The organism is Nocardia brasiliensis ATCC 700358 (assembly GCF_000250675.2).
GTDB lineage: Bacteria > Actinomycetota > Actinomycetes > Mycobacteriales > Mycobacteriaceae > Nocardia > Nocardia brasiliensis_B.
This window is the reverse complement of the sequence record NC_018681.1, coordinates 5,164,506-5,190,373: the sequence shown is the minus strand read 5'-3', so window position 1 is coordinate 5,190,373 and position 25,868 is coordinate 5,164,506. Positions and strand designations below refer to the sequence as shown.

The window sequence follows — 25,868 nt, the reverse complement described above, 5'->3', positions numbered from 1 at the left end:
GATCTTCAGGAGGCGGGATGCTCGACCACGAATCACCCCTGCATGCCCATGCCCGTCAGCTGAGCACGTATCCGCTGACCGCGGCCCAGCGCGCCATCCGGTTGTTGCAGCAGCTGGCCGGCGCCACGCCGCTGTCGAACGCGCTGTACGTGGAACTCGCGGGCGAACTCGACGCCGTGCAGCTGATCGCGTCGTTCCAGCGGGCGCTCGACGAGTTCGAGGTCAGCCGCATGCGGTTGATCGAGGTGGACGGCGAGCCGAGGCAGGTGGTGGACGAGGTCGCCAACAGCGCGGTCCGGTATCTGGACTACGCCTCGGCCACGGATCCCGTTGCCGCGGCACTGGATTGGATGCACAGCGACTATCGCACGCCCATCGATCTCGGCCACGGACCGGTGGTGCTCGGGGCGCTGGTGCGGGTCGCCGAGCGGCGGTGGTTGTGGTACCTGCGCGCGCACCACATCGTGCTGGACGGCATCGCCGCGCTGAACATCCTCACGCGCAGCGCGCGGCTCTACACCGCCGCGGTCGAGGGCACCGAGCCTGGGGCACAAACGATTCGGCGGCTGGGCGAAATCGTCGCGGCGGACGAGCAGTACCGCGCATCCCAGCGCTTCGACGACGATCGAGTGTTCTGGTCGAAGTATGTGGCCGAGTTGCCCGAGCCGGTCACCCTCGGCGATCGGGTGGCACTCGCCGAGGCGCACCCGATCGCGGTGAGCGCCGTGCTGTCCACCGGTACCGACGATGCGCTGCGCGCCGCGGTCGAGACGCGCTCGGTCGGCCCGGCCGTGCTGGTCCTCGCCGCGTTCGGGCTGTATCTGGCGCGTATGACCGGCGCCGACGATGTGGTGCTGAGTTTGCCGGTGTCCGCGCGGGTCACGGCATCCATGAGCCGGTCCGGCGGGATGACCGCGAACGTCGTGCCCTTCCGGATCACCGTGACTCCCGGCCTGACCATGGGGTCACTGCTCGCGGAGACACAGCGCACCCTGATGGATGTCCTGCGCGCGCAACGGTATCGGCACGAGGACATGCTGCAGGACTCGGAATCGGTTGCCGCCCGGCATCTTCCGCAGGCGGCCGGTCCGATGGTCGACCTGATGATCCTGGACACGAAGATCGTTCTGGGCGAGATCACCGGCCGGTTGCAGGTATTGAGCCCGGGTTTGATCTCCGACCTCTCGGTGAACGTCTACCCGGCGGTCGGCGGCGAAAGCACCCGGGTCGACTTCTTCGCCAACCCCGGCGTGTACACCTGCGAGCAAGTCGCCACTCATCACCGGCGTTTTCTGAGCTTCCTCGACCGATTCTTGGCGAGCGTGATCGCCGATCCCGGGATCGCCGTGCGTTCGGTGGGATTGCTCGACTCCGCGGAACTCGAATCGGTGCGGGAATCGTCGGCCGGCGGCGCGGGCCCGGAGCAGATCACATTGCCCCATCTGCTTTCTCGGGCTGCGGCCGCGCATCCGTCGCGGACCGCCGTCCGCGACGTCGCGCGCACCTGGACGTATCGCGAGCTGGACGAGTGGTCGAATCGATGTGCCCGGGCGTTGCTCGACGGCGGCGCCGGCCCGGAGACCACGGTGGCGGTGGCGGTCACCCGCTCGGCGGCGTGGGTGCGGGCGGTGTGGGCGGTCGCCAAGTCCGGTGCCGCGTTCGTGGCGCTCGATCCTGCTCATCCGCTCGAGCGGAACCGGTTCATTCTGGCCGATTGCGCCGCCGCGATCTTGCTGATCAGTAGTGAAACAGACACGGGGGCAGCGGGACTGGGCGGTCCCGGGACCCGGGTTATCGATATCGACCGGCTCGAACCGCAGGAGTTCGATGCGGCCCCGATCGCCGCGGCCGACCGGCGCGCGCCGGTGCGGCTCGAGAACACCGCCTACATCGTGTACACCTCGGGCTCGACGGGCACGCCGAAAGGCGTTGCCGTCACCCACGCCGGGTTGGCCGGGGTTTCGGACACACTCGGCGCACAGTATCGGCTCGACTCCGAATCGCGGGTATTGGCCGTCGCGGCACGCACTTTCGACGCGGCGGTGTTCGAGCTGCTGGCGGCGGTGTCGGTGGGGGCGGCGCTGGTCGTCGCGCCGGCCGACGCTTTCGCCGGTGCGGCCTTGACGGAGTTGATGCGTGCCGATGATGTGACCCATGCTTGTTTGACTCCGGCTGTCGCCGCCACGCTCGAGGCGCGGCGGCTCGACGGCTTGCGCGTGCTCATGGTCGCAGGCGAGCCCTGCCCACCCGCGCTGGTGCGGCAGTGGTCGGCGAGCGATGCCGCCGGCAGGCGAACGCTGTACAACCTGTACGGGCCGAGTGAGACCACGATCTGGGTCACCAGCGCGGCTTTGCGTCAGGGTGACGAGGTGTCCCTGGGTTCGCCGATACCCGGGATCCAGGTGGCGGTGCTGGACAACTGGCTGCGGCCCACGCCGTTCGGTGTGGCAGGGGAGTTGTATGTCTCCGGTCCCGCCGTGGCTCGCGGGTACCTCGGCCGGGTCGGCCTGACCGCAGCGGCCTTTGTCGCCGATCCGCACGGCCCGGCGGGCGCGCGGATGTACCGCACCGGCGACCTGGTGCGCTGGGAGCGGCGTGCGGAAGACGCTGCCACACTGACTTTCGTCGGCCGTGCCGATACTCAGATCAAGATTCGGGGCCAGCGCCTCGAACTCGGGGAGATCGAAGCCGCGCTGACCGGTTTGGACGAGGTGCGGCAGGCTGTTGTCACCACCTTCGGCGGACATACCGAGGGGACCGAAACCACGAGTGTGGCAGCCTATCTCACCGCTGCACCGGGACGTGCCGTCGACCCTGACACGGTCCGGCAGGCGCTGGCGCGACGGCTGCCCGCGTACATGATCCCCGAAACCCTCACGGTGCTCGGCGAATTGCCGATGACCTCGAGCGGAAAGGTGGACCGTCGCGCGTTGCCCGCGCCGCGCCGATCGAGCACGTCCTACCGTGCGCCGGCGTCGCCCCTCGAAGAGATCGCCGCCGTGGCCTTCGCCGAGGCGCTCGGCGTGGACCGGGTCGGCGCCGACGACGACTTCTTCGCCCTCGGTGGGCATTCGATCTCGGCGACGCGGGTGGCTGCGCAGCTGGCCGAGATGACCGGCCGGGCGATCGGTGTGCGCGACATATTCGACGCGCCCACCGCGGTCGGCGTCGCTCGATTGCTCAGCGAGCGCCAGACCGGCGCGGGGCCGGTGCGGCCGAAGCTTGCCGTCCAGGCGCGGCCCGAGCGAATTCCGTTGTCGTTCGCGCAGTCACGCATGTGGTTCATCAACCGATTCGAACCCCAGTCGCCGACCTACAACGTCCCCCTGGTCTTCCGTCTGATCGGATCGCTGGACACGGCGGCGTTGACCGCGGCGCTCGGTGCGGTAGTCGCGCGCCACGAAGCGTTGCGGACGCGCTACCCCGACCTCGACGGGGTGCCGTATCAGGACGTGCTGTCGAGCGCGGCGGCGGTACCGGAACTCGAGATGGCCGCCGTAGATCCGGCACGGTGGCGCGACGCGGTGGCGGAGCGAGTCCGCCGCGGGTTCGACCTGCGCGCGGAGCTGCCGTTGCGGGCGACCGTGCTGCAATGCGGCCCGTCCGAGCACGTCATGGTGCTGGTGCTGCATCACATCGCCGCGGACGGCATGTCGATGACCCCGCTGGTCCGGGACCTGTCCACGGCATACGCGGCACTGCGGACGGGGCGCGTACCGGAGTGGGCCCCGCTGCCGGTGCAATACCCGGATTACGCGCTGTGGCAGCACGAGCTGCTGCGCGCGGAATCGACGGCCGAAAATGTGCTGACGGCCCAATGTCGTTATTGGGAAGCGGAATTGGCGGGAGCGCCGCAACCGCTGTCGCTGCCGGCCGACCGGCCGCGCCCACCCGTGCTGAGCAATCGCGGTGACGTAGTCGAATTCGTTGTCGAGGCACCCTTGCGCGAGGCGCTGTACCGGCTTGCGCGGGAACATCGGGTCAGCGCGTCGATGGTGCTGCAGGCGGCGCTGGCGGTGTTGCTCTCGCGGCTCGGCGCGGGTGCGGACGTCTCGATCGGCAGCCCGGTCGCCGGGCGTACCGATGCCGCACTGCGGGACCTGGTCGGGTTCTTCGTCAATACCTGGGTGTTGCGGGTGGATCTGTCCGGAGATCCTTGTTTCGAGCAGGTGCTCGACCAGGTGCGCCGTAAAGCTCTGTCCGCCTACGAGAATCAGGATGCGCCGTTCGAGCGGCTGGTGGAACTGCTCAACCCCGTGCGGTCGACGGCGTATCACCCGCTGTTCCAGGTATCGCTCGAGGTGCAGAACGACGCCCTGCCCGCACTCGAACTGCCGGACGTGGCCGCCGAATTCGTGGCCGTCGGCACCGGCAGTGCCAAGAACGATCTGCATGTCGATCTGATCGAGCTGCCCGGGACCGCCGGCGTTCCCGCGGTGCTGGCCGGCCGGATCGAATACGCCACCGACCTTTTCGACCGCCGCACGGTGACCGGTATCGCCGAGCGCTTCACCCGCGTCCTGCGGGCGGTGAGCGCGGATCCGACGACGTCGATCGCCGATATCGACCTGCTGGCCGCTGCCGAACGCGAGCAGCTTCTGACGCAGTGGAACTCGCGCGCGGGCTCCGTGGCGACGGAATCCACCATCGTGGCGGCGTTCCGGGCACGCGTCGCGGCGGCACCGGCGGCGGTCGCACTGCGCTGCGGCGACGCCGAACTGACCTATGCGGAATTGGCCACGCGGGTCGACGGTTTGGCGCACGTGCTGGCCGGCCGGGGCGTGCGCCGGGGTTCGGTGGTGGCGGTCGCGGTGCCACGCTCGATGGAACTGGTGACGTCGGTGTTGGCCGTGGTGTGCGCCGGTGGTGCGTATCTGCCGATCGATCCCGAGTATCCGAGTGAACGGCTGGAGTTCATCTTCGGTGACGCCGATCCGGTGCTCGTGCTCACCACGGACGCCGTCGCGGCAGGTCTGCCGCTGGGGGAGCGGCCGGTCCTGTGTGTGGACGACGTGGCAGCCGCAGCGCCGCGCGCATTGCCGGATCTGTCGCCGGACGACGGCGCGTACGTGATCTACACCTCGGGTTCCACGGGTCGGCCGAAGGGTGTGGTGGTCGAACACCGGGGTGTGGTGAACATGGCGGTGTACGGGTGGCCCGGTGGTCCGGGTAGCCGGGTCTTGTTGCACTCGTCGATGGCGTTCGACGCATCGGCCTACGAGCTGTGGCCCGCGCTGCTGGCGGGGTCGGTGCTCGTCATCGCCCCACCCGGCCGTTCGGATATCGCGGAACTGAGCCGGACCGTGACTCGCCATGACGTGACCTCGCTGTACGTGACGACGCCGCTGTTCGAGCTGCTGGCGAGCGCGGGGCCGGAAACCGAACTCGGACGGGTGGGCCGAGTGGTCACGGCAGGCGACGCGCTGCGGCCCATCGCGGTCGCCCGGTTCCGGGACCGCTGGCCCGGCATCGACGTCGTCAATGCCTATGGGCCGACCGAGAACACCGTGTGCGTCTCGACCTACGAGATCGCCGATTCGCCGGAGTGGGCCGGTGGGGGCAGCGTCCCGATCGGCGAACCCGTCGGGAATATGCGCGTGTTCGTACTGGATTCGCGGCTGCGGCCGGTGCCGGTAGGTGTCGCGGGCGAATTGTATGTGGCCGGAGTGCAATTGGCGCGCGGCTACCGGAACCGGGCGGGCTTGACCGCAGAGCGGTTCGCCGCCTGTCCGTTCGGGTCCGGTGCGCGCATGTACCGGACCGGTGACGTGGTGCGGTGGACGCGTGCGGGCGTGCTGGAATTCGTCACCCGCGCCGACGATCAGGTGAAAGTCCGCGGATACCGCATCGAACCCGGCGAGGTCGAGAACGTGCTGACCGCACACCCCGCGGTCGCGCAGTCGGTGGTGATCGCGCGCGAGATCGGCACGGCGAGTGCTGATTCGGCGAGCCTGGACAAGCGGCTCATCGGGTACGTCGTGCTCGATCGAACCGCCGGAGCGCGGCCCGAGACCGTCGGCCCCGAGGAGGTGCGGCGCTTTGTCGCGGGTCGGCTGCCGGAGTACCTGGTCCCCTCCGCGATCGTCGTGCTGGACCGAATGCCGTTGACACCCAACGGGAAGGTGGATCGACGCGCGTTGCCCGCGCCGGTTTTCGGCGCCGCAGCACACCGCGCGGCGTCGACGCCGGCCGAGGCGCACATCGTCGCCGCCTTCGCCGAGGTGCTCGGCCTGGAGCGGATCGGGGTCGATGACGATTTCTTCGCGCTGGGCGGGCATTCGCTGTCGGCGATGCGGGTGGCCGCGCGCCTGACCACGGTACTGGGGATCGAGGTGGGTGTCCGGGACGTCTTCGAGGCTCCCGCCCCCGCTCGCCTGGCACAGGCGCTCGCCGCACGCTGCGCCGGCACCGGCCCGGCGCGACCGGCACTGGAAGCTCGGCCGCGGCCGGAGCGAATACCGTTGTCCTACGCCCAGTCCCGGCTGTGGTTCATCAACCGGTTCGAACCGGACTCACCGGCTTACAACATCCCGATGGTCCTGCGGCTGCACGGGACGTTGGATCAGGAGGCGCTGGCTGCGGCGCTGGCGGACGTGGTGGCCCGGCACGAGAGCCTGCGTACGGTCTTCCCGGATGCGGACGGGGTGCCGTTCCAGCAGGTGCTGCCGGCCGACCGCGCGACGGTGCAGCTCGAGACGAGTACGGTCGAGCCGGGCGGCCTCGACCGGGCCGTGACGCGTCTCGTACGGCGCGGCTTCGACGTCTCGACCGCGACACCGATGCGAGTATCGCTGTTGCGCAACGGTTTCGACGACCACGTCTTGGTGCTGGTGCTGCACCATATCGCCGCGGACGGTTGGTCGATCGCACCGTTCGTGCGGGACTTGACGGCCGCGTACACCGCTCGCAGGCAGGGGCGGGCACCGGAGTGGACGCCGCTGCCGGTGCAGTACGCGGACTTCACGCTGTGGCAGCGTGCGGCCTTGGGCGCCGAGTCGGATCCGGACAGCGTGCTGGCGACGCAATTCCATTATTGGGAGCGCGAACTGGCGGATGGTCCGCAGCCGATCACGCTGCCGGCCGACCGCCCGCGTCCACCCGTCGCCACCAACCGCGGCGACGTACTCGAATTCGCCTTCGATGCCGCCCTGTGCGAGCGGCTGTACCGGTTCGCCCACGACCGCCAGGTGACGGTGTCGATGCTGCTGCAGACGACCCTCGCGGTGCTGCTGTCACAGGTCGGGGCGGGCGAGGACATCTGCATCGGCGGCCCGGTGGCCGGGCGTACGCACGAGGCGACGCACGATCTGATCGGCTTCTTCGTCAACACCTGGGTGCTGCGGGTGGATCTGTCCGGCGACCCTGCCTTCGAGCAGGTACTCGACCAGGTCCGCCGAAAGGCCCTGACCGCCTACGAGAATCAGGACGCGCCCTTCGAGCGGCTGGTCGAGTTGCTGCAACCGACGCGTTCGCCGGCGTATCACTCGCTGTTCCAGGTGTCTTTCGCGTTGCAGAACAATCTCTTGCCCGAGCTGCGACTGCCCGAGCTGGCCGTCGAGATCGTGCCGGCGATCACCGGGACCGCGAAGTTCGACCTGCACGTCGACGTGGTCGAACGGATGAATCCCGTGGACAGCGCGGCTGTTCCGTCGCTGGCGGGCCGGATCGAGTACGCCACCGATCTGTTCGATCGCACCACCGTCGCCGACCTCGCCGCGCGCTTCCTGCGGTTGTTGCACACCGTCACCGCCGACCCGGGAATGCGCCTGGGACAGCTGGATATCCTCACGCCCGAGGAACGCGAGCAGGTGCTACGGGTCTGGAACGACACCGCGGCGCCGTTGCCCGAGGCGATGTCGCTGCCGAACCTGTTCGCTCGACACGTCGCGGCCGGGCCGGAGGCGGTCGCTGTCGCACACGGGGACGGCGACCTCACGTATCGCGAATTGGCGCTGCGGGTGGACGGTTTGGCGCGGGTGCTGGTCGCCCGGGGCGTTCGGCGTGGTTCGGTGGTGGCCGTGGCCCTGCCGCGGTCGGTGGATCTGGTGACCGCGGTACTGGCCGTCGTGGTGGCCGGTGGCGCGTATCTGCCTATCGATGCCGAGTATCCGAGCGACCGGCTCGAGTTCATCTTCGACAATGCCGATCCGGTGCTCGTGCTGACGACCGTGGCCGGGGCGGCCGCGCTGCCGTTGCGTGGGCGCGCGTCGTTGTGCGTGGACGATCTGGGCGCAGCGACCGGCACCACGGCCGCGCTGCCCGCGTTGTCGGCCGGTGACGGTGCGTATGTGATCTATACGTCGGGTTCGACGGGCAGGCCGAAGGGCGTGGTGGTCGAGCATCGGGCCGTCGTGAACATGGCGCGGTACGGCTGGCCCGGCGGTCCGGGCGAGCGGGTGCTGTTGCACTCGTCGATGGCGTTCGACGCGTCGGCGTACGAGTTGTGGCCCGCATTGCTGGCCGGGTCGACGATCGTCATCGCGCCGCCCGACCGCCTCGATCTCACCGCGCTCATGCGCACGGTCGGCCGCCTTCGTGTCACGACGATGTTCGTGACGACGGCCTTGTTCGAGTTGCTCGCGACCGCGGGGACCGAACTCGACGCCGGTCCGGTGCGTCAGGTCGTGACGGGCGGCGATGCGCTGAGTTCGGCTGCGGTAGCGCAATTTCGGGTGCGCTGGCCGGGCATCGACATTGCCAACGCGTACGGGCCGACCGAGAACACCGTGTGTGTGTCGACCCATGAGATCCTTGCCGCGCACCGCTGGAGCGCCGATGAGCGGGTACCGATCGGTGCTCCGGTGCCGAATGTGCGGGTGTTCATTCTCGATTCGCGACTGCGCCCGGTCCCGGTCGGCGTGGCGGGCGAATTGTACGTCGCTGGCACACAATTGGCGCGTGGGTACGCGGGACGGCTCGGGCTGACCGCGCAGCGGTTCGTGGCGTGCCCGTTCGGCGCCGCCGAGCGGATGTACCGCACCGGCGATGTGGTGCGGTGGACCCGCCGCGGGGTGCTCGAATTCGCGGGCCGCGCCGACGACCAGGTCAAGGTGCGCGGATACCGGATCGAACCCGGCGAGGTCGAGGCGGCATTGGTGGCGCACCCGGCGGTCTCGCGCGCGGTGGTCGTCGCGCGCGATATCGCCGCCGCCCCCACCGAAGACACCGTCGACAAACAATTGGTCGCCTACGTCGTGCTCGACCGTGAAACAGCGGTTTCCGACAACGACGACCGGGCCACCGAGCTGATCGACCATTGGCGACAGGTCTACGACAACCTGTACGCAGGCAAGGAAAGTTACCTCGACACCGAGCACGCGGCGGCCGAGCCGATGGCGTTGGACGCGGATTTCGGCGGCTGGAACAGCAGCTACACCGGGCAGCCGATTCCCGTGGCGCAGATGCGGGAATGGCGGGACGCGGTCGTGGCCCGAATTCTCGGTGTGCGACCGGTGCGCGTGCTGGAAATCGGCGTCGGGTCGGGTTTGCTGATGTCGCGGTTGGCGGCACAGTGCGAGGAATACTGGTGCACCGATTTCTCGGCGGCGACCATCGGCAATCTCCGCGCGCGATTGGCCGAATCGGCCGTCGACTGGGCGGATCGGGTGCGCTTGCGGGTGCAGTCCGCCGACGACGTCGCGGACCTGCCGGTGGACCGATTCGACGTGGTGGTGGTGAACTCGGTAGCGCAGTATTTCCCGAACGCCGCGTACCTGATCGACGTGATCGAGAAGGCCATGGGGTTGCTGGTGCCCGGTGGCGCGCTGTTCCTCGGCGATATCCGCAATCTGACGCTGCTGCGGCAGTTCGCGACCGGCACACAGTTGGCCCTTAGCGATGCCGCGGACACGGTGGCGGCCGTGCGCGAGCGGGCGCGGCGCGCACTGCTGTCCGAACAGGAATTGCTGGTGGCCCCTGAGTTCTTCCTCGCATTGCGGGACCGGATCCCCGCGGTGGCCGCGGTGGATATCGAACTGAAGTACGCGCCGGTCGACAACGAGCTGACGCGATATCGCTACGACGTGATCCTGCGCAAATCCCCGGCACAGGTGCGGTCGGTCGCCGAGGTGCCGCAGCGCGCCTGGTCCGAATTCGGTGACCTGGCGGCGTTGCGCGCGCATCTGGTGGCCGAGCGTCCGACGAGTGTGCGACTCGTCGGCATACCGCAGGCCGGTACCGCGGTGGATGTCGCGGCCACGCGCGTCCTCGACGGTGCGGACGAGCGCGCGCGGGTCGCCGAGTTGGACCTGGGCAGCGCCGTCACCGGCGTGCTGCCGCACGAGATCCGCACGCTCGCCGCGGAATTGGGCTTCACGGCGGCCGTCACGTGGGCGCCGGTGGCCGGCCGGATGGACGCGGTGCTGGTGCACGGTGCCGACGAAACCACGGTGCTCGACGAGATCTATTCGAGCGCAGGGCCGTTGGCCGCGTCGAGTACCTATGCCAACGATCCGGGGATCACCGACCTGGTGGCCGAGATCCGGGAATTCAGCGCGGATCGCCTGCCGGAGTTCATGTTGCCGGCGGCCATCGTGGTGCTGGACGAGTTCCCACTGACGCCCAACGGCAAGGTGGACCGCCGGGCGTTGCCCGCGCCGCAACTGGCCACCTCGGCCTATCGCGCCCCTTCGACGCCGATCGAGGAGATCGTCGTCGCGGTCTTCGCGGAAGTGCTCGGCGCCGACCGGGTCGGTGCCGACGACGACTTCTTCGCGCTCGGCGGGCATTCGCTCTCGGCCACGCGGGTCGCGGCCCGCGTGGCGGCGGCGACGGGCCTGCCGGTCGAGGTGCGCGACGTGTTCGACGCACCGACCGCTGCCCGGCTCGCAGCAGTTTTGGCGGCCCGCTCCGCCGAGGTCACGGCGCAGCCCGGCCCGGTGTTGATGCCGCAGGAGCGGCCCGCCCGAATACCGTTGTCGTTCGCGCAGTCTCGGATGTGGTTCATCAACCGATTCGAACCGGATTCGCCCGCGTACAACGTCGCGATGGTGTTGCGGCTGCGCGGGCAGCTGGATGCGGCGGCACTGTCGGCCGCGGTCGGTGACGTGGTGGCCCGGCACGAGAGCCTGCGCACGGTGTTCCCCGACGAACAGGGCATACCGCGCCAGCAGATTCTGCCGTTCGCAGGTGCCGCGGGAGTACCCACGGAGACAGTCGATCCGCTCGGCCTCGCGGAGCGCGTCGCGAGCATCGTGCGCCGGGGATTCGACGTATCCGCGCGACCGCCGTGGCGAATCACGCTGCTGCGCACCGCGTCCGACGATCACATGCTGGTCGTGGTGCTGCATCACATCATCGCCGACGGGTGGTCGATCGCGCCGCTCGTGCGCGATCTGTCGCTGGCGTACACCGCACGGTGCGCCGGGCGGACACCCGAATATCCGCCATTGCCGGTGCAGTACGCCGACTACACGCTGTGGCAACGGGCGTCGCTCGGTGCGGAGTCCGACCAGAACAGCGTGGCCGCACGCCAACTCGAATACTGGACCGCGCATTTGGCCGAGCTGCCCGAGCGGTTGGAGTTGCCCGCCGATCGGCCGCGGCCGGTGGTGGCCTCGCAACGTGGCGGTAGCTGTTCGTGCACCCTGGACGCCGCGACGGTAGCCGGATTGACGGCGGTCGCGCGAACCCATCAGGTGACGGTGTTCATGGTGGTGCACGCCGCGCTGGCGGTGCTGCTGGCACGGTTGTCGGGCAGCGCCGACGTGGCGGTGGGGACACCGATCGCGGGCCGTGGTGCGTCCGCGTTGGACGGATTGGTCGGCATGTTCGTCAACACACTCGTCCTTCGCACCCGAGTCGATCAGGCGGGTTCGTTCACCGACCTGCTCGACCAGTGCCGTCAGGTGGACCTGGAAGCGTTCGCGCACGCCGACATCCCGTTCGAGCGCGTCGTCGAGGCCCTCGACCCACCCCGCAGCCAGGCGCACCACCCGTTGTTCCAGGTGATGCTGGCCTTCCAGAACCTCGATCTGGACCCGTCGCTGGCGCAGTTGCCCGGGCTCGACGTCGAGCCCCTGCGGAGTCTCGATATCGGGGTCGAACGGTTCGATCTCACCATCACGGTCGCCGACTTCCCTTCCGGCGCAACCGGTGACGTCGAGGGCGGTGTGCCGATCACCATCGGCTACGCGCTGGACCTGTTCGATCACTCGACCGTCGCCGCTTTTGCGCGACGCTTCCAGCGCACCCTGCGTGCGGTGTCGGCCGATCCGACGGCCGCTTTGCGCGGCCTGGACCTGCTCGCGGCTGACGAGCGAATGCTGTTGCGCCAGTGGGCTGATGGTGGTACCTGCGCCGCATCGGACACGTTGCCCGGCGTGCTCGCGCGCGCCGCGGCGGAATTCCCGGCGCGACTCGCGGTCGTGGACGCGGAACGGGAATGGACGTACCGGGATCTCGACGAGTGGTCGAACCGGTGCGCGCGGGCGCTGATCGATCACGGTGCCGGGCCGGAAACCGTGGTGGCTATCGCCATTCCACGCTCGGCGGACTGGATGCGGGCGGTGTGGGCGGTGGTGCGGACGGGCGCCGCGTTCGTCTCGCTCGATCCCGCGCAGCCGCGGGAGCGTAACCGCGGCATCCTGGCCGACTGTGCGGCGGCGGTGGTGCTCACGAGTGGTGACACAACCGGGGAGTGGGGAACGCCCGATACCGTCGTGCTCGACCTCGATCGGTTGGACCTGTCCGCACGACCTGCCACCCCGATCCGCGACGGGGACAGGCCCGCCGCGGTGCGGGCGGACAACACCGCGTACATCGTCTACACCTCGGGTTCGACGGGCACCCCGAAAGGCGTCGCGGTCACCCATTCCGGGTTGTCCGCGATCGTGGCGGCTACCCATCGAGACCATCGGATGACGCCGGACTCCCGGGTATTGGCGGTCGCCGCGCGCACTTTCGACGCGGCGATCTTCGAACTGCTGCTCGCGATACCGGTCGGCGCCGCGTTGGTCATCGCACCCGACCACGTCGTCGCCGGGCCACCGTTGGCGGCATTGCTGCGCGCGCAACGCATCACCCACTGCTTCCTGTCGCCGATGGTCGCGCTCTCGATCGAGACGGCCGGGCTGGATGATCTTCGAGTCCTGCTGACCGGGGCCGAAGCCTGCCCACCCGCGCTGGTGGAGCGCTGGTCGCGCACCGATGCGGCGGGCATCCGCAGCGTGCACAACCTGTATGGACCCAGCGAGGCCACGGTGTGGGTGGCCGGTGTGGAATTGCGTGCCGGTGACCAGGTTTCGGTGGGCGGTCCGATTCCAGGGTTCCGGGTGGCGGTTCTCGATGCCTGGCTGAACCCGGTGCCGCCGGGCGTGGTCGGTGAGCTGTACGTCGCCGGGCCCGGCGTCGCCCGCGGATATCTCGACCGGGTCGGCGCGACGTCCGCGGCGTTCGTGGCGGATCCCTTCGGCCCGACCGGATCGCGGATGTACCGCACCGGAGATCTGGTGCGGTGGTTGCCGAATGGCGCCGAAGACGGGGTATTGGTCGTCGTCGGTCGCGCCGATAATCAGATCAAGCTCCGCGGCCAGCGCCTGGAACTGGGTGAAATCGAAACCGTGCTGGCCGGATTCGACGAAGTCGAACGTGCCGTGGTCACCCAGTTCGAGCACGGTGGAACCGCGCGGCTGGCCGCTTACGTCACCCTCGCGGCGGGGCATCTGCCCGATCCGACCGCCCTGCGCGCGGCCGCGGCGCACGAACTCCCGTCGTACATGGTCCCCGACGTCGTCACCGTGCTGGCCGAATTGCCGCTGACCACGAGCGGGAAGGTCGATCGGCGCGCATTGCCGCAACCGCGTTGGGCCACCACGACTTACCGGGCTCCCGCGACCCCTGCCGAAGAAATCGTGGCCGCGGTATTCGCTGAGGTCCTCGGCGTACAGCGGGTGGGCGCCGACGACGACTTCTTCGCCCTGGGCGGCGACAGCATCGTCTCGATCCAACTCGTGGCGCGGGCGAAGGACCGCGGGGTGGTCTTCACCCCCAAGCAGGTTTTCGAGGCCCGGACGGTTGCCGCGCTGGCCCGGGTGGCCGCGTCCGTCGAGCCCGCCGCGACGCTCGCCGAGTTGCCCGGCGGTGGCGTCGGTGAACTGCCGCTGACTCCGATCGTCCGGTGGATGGTGGAGCACGGCGATTTCCGGCGGTTCAACCAGACCGTGGTCCTCACCGCGCCGGCCGGACTGGACCGCGCCGGGCTGGTGGCGATCATGGCGGCGGTGCTCGACCGGCACGACATGTTGCGAGCCCGGCTGTGGCACGACGGCCGGGACTGGCGGCTCGAGACCCGGCCGACTTCGTCGGTGGACGTGGCGGCGCTGGTGCATCCGCTCGTCATCCCGGACGGCGACGCGCAGCGCCGCGATCAGCTCGTGCGGGCAGCGGTGCGGTCCGCGCTCACGCGGTTGGAGCCGGCTGATGGTGTTGTTCTGCAGGTGATTTGGGTTACCGACGCCGATGCGACGGCACCCGGACAGCTGATCTTCGTCGCCCATCACCTGGTGGTCGACGGTGTTTCATGGCGCATCCTGCTGCCGGACCTGATGTCGGCGTGGCAGCAGTACCGTGCCGGTACCACGGTGTCGATGCCACCGGTGGGCACGTCGATGCGGCGTTGGGCCCATGGTTCGGCCGAGGCGGCCCGCTCACCGCAGCGGGTGGCGGAACTGCCGCTGTGGCAACGGATCGTCGAAGGTCCGGACCCGCTGCTCGGATCCGGTGCGGTCGAACCCGCAGGCGCGGTGTGCGTTCGGCGCGTGCGGGTCTCGTCCGATATCACCGAGGCGTTGCTGACCCGGGTGCCCGCCGCCTGCCACGGCGACGTGCAGGACGCGCTCGTCGCGGCACTGGCACTGGCCGTGACACGCTGGCGATCAGCCCGGGGAGTGTCCGAGCCGTCGACCCTGCTGCGGTTGGAGGGACACGGCCGCGAAGAGCAGGCGGTCGCGGGTGCGGACCTGACCGCGACGGTCGGCTGGTTCACGACCGTCTATCCGGTCCGGATCGATCTGGCGGGAATAGATCTCGATGCGGCCTTCGCCGGCGGACCCGCGATCGAGACGGCGGTCAAGAACACCAAAGAGCAGTTGCGCGCGATCCCGGACCACGGCATCGGCTACGGACTGCTGCGCTATCTCAATCCGGAGACCGCCCGGGCTCTGCCCGCCGGGCTTCCTGCGCAGATCGCCTTCAACTACCTCGGCCAGCTGTCGCCGAACAGATCCGCCAGCGGGACAAAAGCTTCCGGCTTCGCCGTCACCGACGAACTCGGCGCTCCGCTCGCCGACGCGGACCTGCACGCCATGTCGACAGCGACCGTCGACATCACGGCGGTCGTGACCGAGGGCCGATTGTCGGCCACCTTCGGTTACCGCGAGGCTGTGCTCGACGCGGCGGAAGTAGATGCGCTGGCCCACTTGTGGGTCGAGGCGCTGCATGCCATTGTCTCCCGGCTGGACCGGCCGCACGCCGGTGGGCACACGCCGTCGGATTTCCCGCTGGTGCGGGTGACCCAATCAGATATCGCGGCCTGGGAGGCTCGGTACCCGAGCCTGGTCGATGTTTGGCCGTTGTCGCCGTTGCAGACCGGCCTGCTGTTCCATGCTCAGCTGGCCGAGTCGGCCGTCGACGTATACGCGGTCCAGCTCGCGATCACCCTGTCCGGACGCGTCGACGCGGTACGACTGCGGCACGCGGCCGAGTTCCTGTTGCGGCAGTATCCGAACCTCCGGGTGGCCTTCGGCACCGACGCCGCGGGTGCGGGCGTGCAACTCGTCCTCGACGCCATGCCGGTGCCGTGGCGCGAGATCGACCTGCGCGCGATGACAGGCGTTGCGGCCGAGTCCGCCCTGGCGGAGGTGCTCGACAGGGACAAGGCCGAGCCGTTCGATGTGGGGCACGCACCGCTGCTGCGCTGCACCCTGGTCGCGCGCGCCGAGGATCGGTACACGCTGTTGCTCTCGTACCATCACGTGCTGTTCGACGGTTGGTCGATGCCGACGCTGCTGCGCACCCTGCTGGCGGTGTACGCGGAGCCGAGCGCGGCCGTGCGCGCGGAACCGGCGGGCGCGTATCGCGCCTACCTCGACTGGCTGGGCCGCCAGGATCGGCAAGCCTCGCTTCAGGTCTGGCGCGAAGCGCTCGACGGCGCCGAGGCGACGTTGCTCGCCCCGCGCACCGCCGCGCAGCAGACGGCGACGCGAATGGGCTCTGTCCCAGTGGAATTCGACGCGCAGGCCACCGAACAGCTGCTGGCCGCGGCATCGTCGGCCGGGGTCACGGTGAACACCGTGTTCCAGGTGGCGTGGGCGATTGTGCTGGGCGGCCTGGCCGGTCGAGCCGATGTCGTGTTCGGCACGACGGTGTCCGGGCGGCCCGCGGAGCTGGCCGGTATCGAATCCGCGGTCGGCTTGTTCATCAACACCATCCCCGTGCGGGTCCGCTACAACCCGGGCGAACCCTTTGCCGCGCTGTTGCACCGGGTCCAGGCGGAGCAGTCGGAACTCCTGGGGCACCATCAGGTCGGCCTGACCGATATCCATGCCGCGCTGGGTGTCTCGGCGCTGTTCGACACGGTTCTGGTGTTCGAGTCCTATCCCGTCGACGAGGCCGCGCTCGCGGCACAGGCCGCGGCGCTCGACGGCATGCGCGTCGAGGAGCTGCGGTCGAACGACGCCGCGCACTATCCGCTCGCGCTGGTGGTGGTCAAGGGACAGCCGTACCGGGCGCAATTGCAGTACCGGCCAGGGGTTTTCGAGGAAGAGCAGGTGCATGCCTGTGCCGACCGGCTCGCCCGGGTGCTGGCTGCGATCACGGCCGATACCTCGGTGTCAGCGGCGTCGATCGACCTGTTGACCCCGGCCGAGCGGGCTCGGCTGGTACCGGTGCGTCGTCGTCCGGCGGAGCCCGCGCGGGTGTTGGCGGAGCTGCTCGGTGCGGGCGCCGCGATCGATCCCGCGGCACCGGCGGTGGTATCGGACGCGACGACCCTGAGCTTCGGCGCGCTGGACCGCCGTTCGAACCAGTTGGCACGGTTGCTGATCGGACGCGGTCTCGGGCCGGGCGACGCGATCGCGCTGGCGATGCCGCGTGGGATCGAATTCCTCGTCGGACTGTGGGCCGTGACCAAGGCCGGTGCGGCCTTCGTGCCGATCGATCCGCGGCATCCCGCGGACCGGGTGGCGGGCATGACCGCCGACGCCGATGTGCGCCTGGCACTGTCGGTCGCCGGCACGGTGGGCACGGTGCCCGAGGCACTCGATCGGTTGCTCCTCGACGCGCCGGATCTGCCTGCGCGCCTGGCCGAATTCTCCGCGACCGCCGTGACCGACACGGACCGGGTCCGCCCGCTCCGGTCCGGCCATGCCGCCTACGTGATCTACACCTCGGGGTCGACGGGCACGCCGAAAGGTGTTGTGGTCACCCACGAGGGCTTGGCGAACTTCACCGCAGAGCAGCGCGCGCGGTACCGCGTGGACCCGACGGCGCGGGTATTGGCGGTCTCTGCGCCGGGTTTCGACGCGGTCATGATGGAACTGCTGATGGCGCATCCGAACGGGGCCGCGTTGGTGGTCTCGCCGCCGGACGTCTTCGGCGGCCCGCACCTCGCGGAAATTATCAGCCGACAACGGGTTTCGCATGCCTTCGTGACAACGAGCGTGCTGGCGACGATGTCGCCTGCCGGGTTGGGGTCGCTGCGGGTGCTGATCACCGGTGGTGAACGGGTGCCGGAGGAACTGGTCTCGAGCTGGTCGCCGGACCGGCAGCTGTACATCGCGTACGGCCCGACCGAGACGGTCATCGTCACCACGATCAGCGAGCCGATGACCCCCGATGCGCCGGTGACGCTCGGCCGGCCGATCCGCGGTGTCGAGGCGGTCGTGCTGGACGCGTTGTTGCGGCCGGTGCCGGTCGGTGTGCGTGGTGAGCTGTACCTCGGCGGCGTCCAGCAGGCGAGGGGCTATCTGAACCGGCCGTCGCTGACGGCCGCGTCCTTCGTCGCGAATCCGTTCGACCGCACCGGATCTCGCCTGTACCGGACCGGCGACCTGGTGTGCTGGACCGCGCAGGGTGACCTGGAGTTCCTCGGACGCAACGATTTCCAGGTCAAGGTGCGTGGGCAGCGCATCGAGCTGGGCGAGATCGAGGCCGTGCTCGCGGCACAGGCGGGTGTGCGCCGAGCCGTCGTGGTGCATCGCGCCGAATCCGACCGGCTCATCGGCTATCTCGTCGGCGAGGAGCTCGCCCCGGACCGGGTACTGGCCGCCGCGGGACAGCGGTTGCCCGCTCACATGGTGCCCGACGCGTGCGTGGTGCTGACCGAGCTGCCGCTCACGGTGAGCGGAAAATTGGATCGCGCGGCCTTGCCGGAGCCGGAGCAGGCCACCCGGGTGTACCGCGCGCCGGCGAGCCGCACCGAGCAACTGGTGGCGGAGGTGTTCGCCGAGCTGCTCGGCGTGGACCGAGTGGGTGCGGACGACGACTTCTTCGCACTCGGCGGGCATTCGCTGTCGGCGATGCGCGTCGCGTCGCGCCTGTCGGCGACGGCCGATGTCCGGATCGGTGTGCGCGAGGTGTTCGAGGCGCCGACGCCCGCGCGCCTGGCGCGGGTGCTGGATGCCGCGGCCCGTGGTTCGGCGCAGCCGGAACTCGTTGTCCGGGAACGACCCGACCGGGTGCCGCTGTCGTTCGCGCAACTGCGGATGTGGTTCATCAACCGATTCCAGGGCGCGGCAGCGGGATACACCATCCCGCTGGTCCTGCGGCTGACCGGTGATCTGGACACGGCGGCCTTGGTGGCGGCGCTCGGCGACGTGGTAGAGCGGCACGAGAGCCTGCGCACGGTGTACCCGGACGACGAAGGGACGCCGTTCCAGCAGGTGCTGTCCGCCGAACAGGCGGCAGTGCCCGTCGAGGTGCGGCCGGTGGATTCGACCCGCCTCGCCACTGCGATCGGTGCGTCCCTGCGTCAGGGGTTCGACCTGGCACAGGAGCTGCCGTTGCGGGTCACGGTGCTGGACAGCGGTTCTGGCGAGTACGTGCTGGCGATGGCGATCCATCACATCGCCGCCGACGGGTGGTCGATCGCGCCCCTGGCCCGCGACCTGTCCACCGCCTATGCGGCGCGGCGAGCCGGGCGGGCACCCGAGTGGGGTCCGTTGCCGGTCCAGTACGCGGACTACACCCTCTGGCAGCGTGAGATGCTGGGCTCGGAGACCGACCCCGAGTCTGTGCTGGCGCGCCAGCTCGTTTATTGGACAACGCATTTGGCGGATACGCCGGACCGGTTGGACCTGCCTGCCGATCGGCCGCGGCCGATGGTCGCCTCGCAAACCGGTGGCAGCTATGCGTTCGCGCTGGACGCCGAACTGTTCGCCCGGATCGGCGAATTGGCGCAGGCCCATGAGACGACCGTGTTCATGGTGTTCCATTCGGCGCTGGCGCTATTGCTGTCGCGATTGTCCGGTGCCGACGACATCGCGATCGGTACACCGATCGCGGGGCGGGGTGCGGCGGCCCTGGACGAAGTGGTCGGCATGTTCGTCAACACACTGGTGCTGCGGACGCGGATCGACGAGGCCGGATCGTTCGCGGATCTGCTCGATCATGTGCGGCGGGTGGATCTCGAGGCGTTCGCGCATGCGGACATCCCGTTCGAACGTGTGGTGGAGGCCATCGACCTGCCCCGGTCCCAGGCCCATCATCCACTGTTCCAAGTGATGCTGGCGTTCCAGAATCTCGACCTCGATCCGGCGTCGGCCCAGTTGCCGGGTGTCGCGGTCACTCCCGTGCACCTCGAGGCCGGCGTCGAACGGTTCGATCTGTCCATCACCGTCGCCGACATTCCGGACGCGAACGGTGCGGTCCCGATCACCATCTCTTATGCGACGGATCTGTTCGACCGGTCGACGGTCGCGGACATGGCGCGGCGGCTGGAGTCGATTCTGCGTGCGGTCGTCGCCGATCCCGCGCACGCGCTGCGTGAAGTGGCCGTGCTGGCCGCGCGGGAACGGGAGTCGTTGCGGGAGTGGGGCGATGGTGGGCCCGGACCTGTTGCGCGCACGCTGGTGGAGCTGCTCTCGGCGGTGGCTGCCGAGTTCCCCGATCACCTCGCGGTCGTGGACGCGCGTGATCGCCTGACCTACCGGGAACTGGATCATTGGTCGAATCGGTGCGCGCGGGCGCTGATCGACCAGGGCGCCGGGCCGGAAACGGTGGTGGCGATCGCTCTCCCGCGCTCAGCGGCCTGGGTGCGGGCGGTGTGGGCGGTCGCGAAAACGGGTGCCGCCTTCGTGTCGATCGATCCGGCGCAGCTGGGGGAGCGCAACCGGTTCGTCCTCGACGATGTCGCCGCGACGGTCGTGCTCGTCGACGGAGAATCCGCCGATGACGCGGCCGGATCGGCTATCGCGGAATTGCGTTGTGCCGGTATCCCGGTGCTCGATCCGGAGCGGCTCGCTCTCGGAGGGTACCGCGACGCGCCGTTGACCGACCATGACCGGCGCGCTGCGGTGCGGCCCGGCAACAACGCCTATGTCGTGTACACCTCGGGGACGACCGGTACACCGAAGGGCGTCGCCGTCACCCACGCCGGTCTGGCCGCCGTCGCGACGGCACAGCGCCTGCGGTTCGATCTCGGCGCGGAGTCGCGGGTGCTGGCCGTTGCCGCACGCACTTTCGACGCGGCGGTCTTCGAACTGGTGGCGGTGGTCTCGGCCGGCGCTACTCTGGTCGTCGCCGCCGATGACGTCTTCGCGGGTGACCCGCTCACGGAATTGATCGCTGCCGAAGGAGTTACGCATGCGTGCCTGACACCGGCGGTGGCGGCCACGCTGGATGCCGAGCGGCTCAACGGTTTACGGGTCCTGATGGTCGCCGGCGAAGCGTGTCCGCCCGCACTGGTGCGGCAGTGGTCCGGTACCGACGCCGCCGGTGTTCGTGCGCTGCACAACCTGTACGGCCCGAGCGAGGCCACGATCTGGGTCACCGCGGCCGAATTGCGTGCGGGCGAACCGGTGTCGTTGGGCGGGCCGATCACCGGTGCCCGGGTCATGGTGTTGGACGGCTACCTGCGTCCGGTGCCGCCGGGTGTCGTGGGGGAGTTGTACACGGCCGGTCCAGGTGTGGCGCGCGGATACCTCGAGCGGCGGGGATTGACGGCGGGGTCGTTCGTCGCAGACCCCTTCGGGCCGCCCGGATCTCGGATGTACCGCACGGGCGACCTGGTGCGGTGGGTGCAGTCGGGCGCACAGCGGGCGTTGATGTTCGCCGGCCGCTCCGATCGTCAGGTCAAGATTCGGGCACAGCGGCTCGAACTCGGCGAAATCGAAAGTGTGCTGGCCGGATTGGCCGAGGTGCGGCACGCGGTGGTCGTCACGCACACCGCCGTAGATGCGCCGGGTGGCGCGATGCGGTTGGCCGCCTATGTCACCGCGGCACCCGGGCATCTGCCCGACCCCGACTCGGTCCGGCGGTCGGTCGCGCAGCGGTTGCCGTCCTACATGGTGCCCGACTCCGTCGCGGTGCTGGATGAGCTGCCGCTGACCTCGACCGGCAAGCTGGATCGGCGCGCGCTGCCCGCCCCGGACCGGTCGGTCGCGCCGTATCGAGCCGCCTCGACGCCGTTCGAGGAACTGGTGGTCGCGGTCTACGCCGAAGTGCTGGGCATCGACCGGGTCGGTGCCGACGACGACTTCTTCGCGCTGGGCGGGCATTCGTTGTCGGCGACCAGGGTGGCGGCGCGGGTGAGTGCGGTGGCAGGCACCGAGGTGAGCGTGCGAGATGTGTTCGATACGCCGACCGTGACCGGTTTGGCTCGGATACTCGGTGCGCGCACGACCGGCGGTGCGGATCCGGCACGGTCCCGGTTGCTGGTGCGCGAACGGCCCGATTATCTGCCGTTGTCGTTCGCGCAATGGCGGATGTGGTTCATCAACCGGCTCGAACCGGACTCACCGGCCTACAACATTCCGCTCGTGCTGCGCTTGACCGGCGCGCTGGATGTCCCGGCACTGATCACTGCCATCGGTGATCTCGTGGCCCGCCACGAAACCTTGCGCACGGTCTTCCCGGACCGGGACGGAAGTCCGTACCAGCGGATCGTGCCCGTGGCCGAGGCCGCACCGACGGTCGAGGTGCGGACCGTCCACCCGGCCGAACTGGAGAACGCCGTAGTGCCGCTGGTGCGACGCGGATTCGAGCTGTCGAGTGCGTTCCCGTTGCGGGTTACGTTGCTGGACAGCGGTTCCGGTGAGCACGTACTCGTGCTCGTGCTGCATCACATCGCGGCGGACGGTTGGTCCCTGGCGCCGCTGGCGCAGGATCTGTCGGTGGCGTATACGGAGCGCCGGGCGGGCCGGGCACCGGCGTGGGCGGACCCGCTGCCCGTGCAGTACGCGGATTACACGCTGTGGCAGCGGGAAATGCTGGGCGCGGAGTCCGACCCGGCGAGCGTCGCGGCCCGCCAGCTCGCGTATTGGATCGGGCAGTTGGCGGGTTTGCCGGATCGGCTGGAGCTGCCTGCCGATCGGCCCCGGCCCGCCGTGGCCTCGCAGCGCGGTGGCACGTATTCGTTTGCGGTGGACGCGGAGACGATGGCCGGTCTGCACCGGGTCGCGCGTGCGCGGCACTCGACGACGTTCATGGTGGTGCACGCGGCCCTGGCGGCATTGCTGTCGCGGCTGTCGGGCAGCGGTGACATCGCGATCGGTACGCCCATCGCGGGGCGGGGCGCCGCCGCATTGGACGGCTTGGTCGGCATGTTCGTCAACACGCTGGTGCTGCGCACTCGGGTCGAACCGAGTGCCTCGTTCGGCGATCTGCTGGATCAGTGCCGCCGCGTCGATCTGGCGGCGTTCGCGCACGCCGACATCCCCTTCGAGCGTGTGGTGGAGGCGGTCGATCCACCACGGGACCAGTCGCATCACCCGCTGTTCCAGGTGATGCTGGCGTCCCAGCACCTCGACCTCGAGCTGACCGGCGCGCAACTGCCCGGGCTGCGATGCACGCCGATGGATCTCGGCGTCGAGGTCGAACGCTTCGACCTCACCGTCACCGTGTCCGATACCCCGGACGCGGACGGTGGTCTGCTGATCGGGATGAGTTACGCCCGAGACCTTTTCGATCAGCGGACGATCGCCGCGATGGGGCAGCGCTTCCGGCGAATCATCGACGCGGTGGTCGCCGATCCCGCGGTGCGGTTGCGGGAACTCGAGGTGCTGGACGCGGGCGAGCGAAAGTTGCTGTCGGCGTGGGGTGCTGGTGGACCCGGACCCGAGCCGGTCACCTTGGCCGAGATCCTCGGTCGCGCCGCCGTCGAGCACGCGGATCGGGTCGCGGTCATCGACGCCGGGGCCGAGTGGACCTACCGCGAGCTGGACGACTGGTCGAACCGATGTGCGCGGGTCCTGATCGATGCCGGAGCGGGCCCGGAAACCGTGGTCGCGCTCGCGGTTCCGCGTTCGGCGGCGTGGTTGCGCGCGGTATGGGCGGTCGCCAAAACCGGTGCCGCGTTCGTATCGATCGATCCTGCGCATCCAGCCGCACGCAATCGTGTCATTCTCGCCGATTGTGCCGCCGCGATAGTCCTGGGCAGTGGCGAAAACATCGCGCAAGCAACCGGTTCCGCTGTGGATGTGGTCGCGTGGAGCAGTGTCGGCACGCGGATGATCGACCTGGACCGACTCGACCTGTCCCGGTGCAGTGCTGCGCCGGTCGGCGATCTCGACCGGGGCGCGCCGGTACGGCCGGCCAGTACGGCGTACGTTGTCTACACCTCGGGCTCTACCGGCACACCGAAGGGCGTGGCCGTCACCCACGCGGGCCTGGCGGCCGTCGCGGCGGTCCAGTGTTCGAGGTTCCGGGTCGGCCACAGCTCCCGCGTATTGGCTGTTGCCGCACGCACTTTTGATGCGGCGATGCTGGAGGTGCTGCTGGCCGTGCCGGCCGGTGCCGCCTTGGTGGTTGCCTCGGCCGATGCCTTTGCGGGAGAACCACTGGCGCAGTTGATGCGGGCCGAGCGCGTCACGCATGCCTTCCTGTCGCCCGCGGTCGGTCTCTCGGTCGATCCGGCCGGGCTCGACGACCTGCGGGTGCTGCTGACCGGTGCCGAAGCCTGTCCGCCGGAGTTGGTGCGGCGGTGGTCGGGTACGGACGCCGCCGGTGTCCGCGAGGTGTTCAACCTGTACGGGCCGACCGAGGCCACCATCTGGATCGCGGGCGCGCAGCTGGCGATCGGTGATCAGGTATCGCTGGGCGGCCCGATCCCGGGCGTGCGGTTGACGGTGCTGGATTCGTCGCTGCGGCCGGTGCCGCCGGGCGCGGTCGGTGAGTTGTACGCGGCCGGGCCCGGTGTGGCACGTGGATATCTGAACCGGGCAGGGTTGTCCGCGACGTCGTTCGTGGCCGACCCCTTCGGGGCGGCAGGGTCATCGATGTACCGCACCGGAGATCTGGTGCGGTGGCAGGCCGTCGGTGCGAACGACGCGGTATTGCTGTTCGTGGGACGCGCCGACGGGCAGGTCAAGATTCGCGGGCAGCGCCTCGAACTCGGCGAAATCGAAGCGGCACTGGCCGGATTGGCCGAGGTACGGCATGCGGTGGTCACCGTCCACGCCGGCGGTGGCGGCGATGCGCGCTTGGCGGCCTATGTCGTCGTCGCGAATCGGCGCGACGTCGACGCGGCGATGATCCGGCAGGCGGCCGCGCAACGGTTGCCGTCGTACCTGATCCCCGACACCGTCACCGTGCTGGATGCGCTGCCGCTCAACGCGAATGGGAAGGTGGACCGGCGGGCACTGCCCGCACCGGAGTGGGTGGTCGCACCGTATCGAGCCCCTTCGACGCCGCTCGAGGAGATCGTCGTCGCGGTGTTCGCCGAGGTGCTCGGCGCGGCGCGGGTGGGCGCCGACGACGACTTCTTCACCCTGGGCGGCACTTCGGTGGTCGCCATGCGGTTGGTGGCCCGTCTGCGTTCGCGCACCGGGATCGCCGTTCCGTACCGGCTGATCTTCGCCGACTCGACACCTGCCTCGCTCGCGCGGTATCTGGCGCAACCGCAGTCGGAGTTGGGCGTATCGCTCGGCGTGCTGACGCCGCTGCGGTCGGCGGGCCGTGCCACCCCGTTGTTCTGCGTCCATCCGGGCGGTGGTCTCGCGTGGGTGTACGGCGCACTCGCGGGGCACCTGGATCCGGACCGCCCCGTGTACGGCTTGCAGGATCCCTATATCGTCGAGGACGGTGCGCGTCTGGAATCGGTGGAGGCGTACGCCGAGCGTTACGTCGACGAGCTCTTGAAGTCGTTCCCGGACATCACGTTCCATCTGCTCGGCTGGTCGTTGGGTGGCAAGATCGCGCACGCCATGGCGGCGCGGCTCCAAGCGTTGGGTCACTCGGTCGGCCTGCTCGTGCTCGTCGATACCGGTATCGCGGAGAACCTCGAGCTGCCGCCCGCGTCCGAGCCCGACGACGTGCAGGGCCGCCGGGCGCTGACCGAATTCCTGCGCGGCTGGCGGGATTTCCTCGGCATGACCGACGAGCAGCAGATCGATGATCCCGAAGAACTGTTCCCGCTACTCGCGGAGCGACTCAGCAGCGAAGGCATTCTGACCACCCAACAGGTGCAGCGGGTGACGGAGAGCTTCATGGCTCCGGTGCCGCATGCGCCCGGGTATTACGACGGCGACGCCGTGCTTTTCGTCGCCGCCCGCGAGTCGTATCGCGACCAGATCGCGGAAACCTGGCGCGGGCACATCACCGGGACCGTTCAGGAGATCCCGATCGACGAATGGCACACGGGCATGATGAACCCGCGAGCCGCCGGTGCGATCGGCCCGATCCTGAACGATCTGCTCCGGGCGAAGGAGGCGTGA

Annotated in this window: 1 protein-coding gene; it reads left to right on the top strand. The window is 69.5% G+C overall.

What is annotated here, in order from left to right; translation table 11 throughout:
- The first annotated feature begins 17 nt into the window (after positions 1–17).
- Positions 18–25,868 (top strand): non-ribosomal peptide synthase/polyketide synthase, encoded by a 25,851-nt coding sequence (locus tag O3I_RS22840; protein WP_014985350.1) that lies wholly within the window; start codon positions 18–20, stop codon positions 25,866–25,868.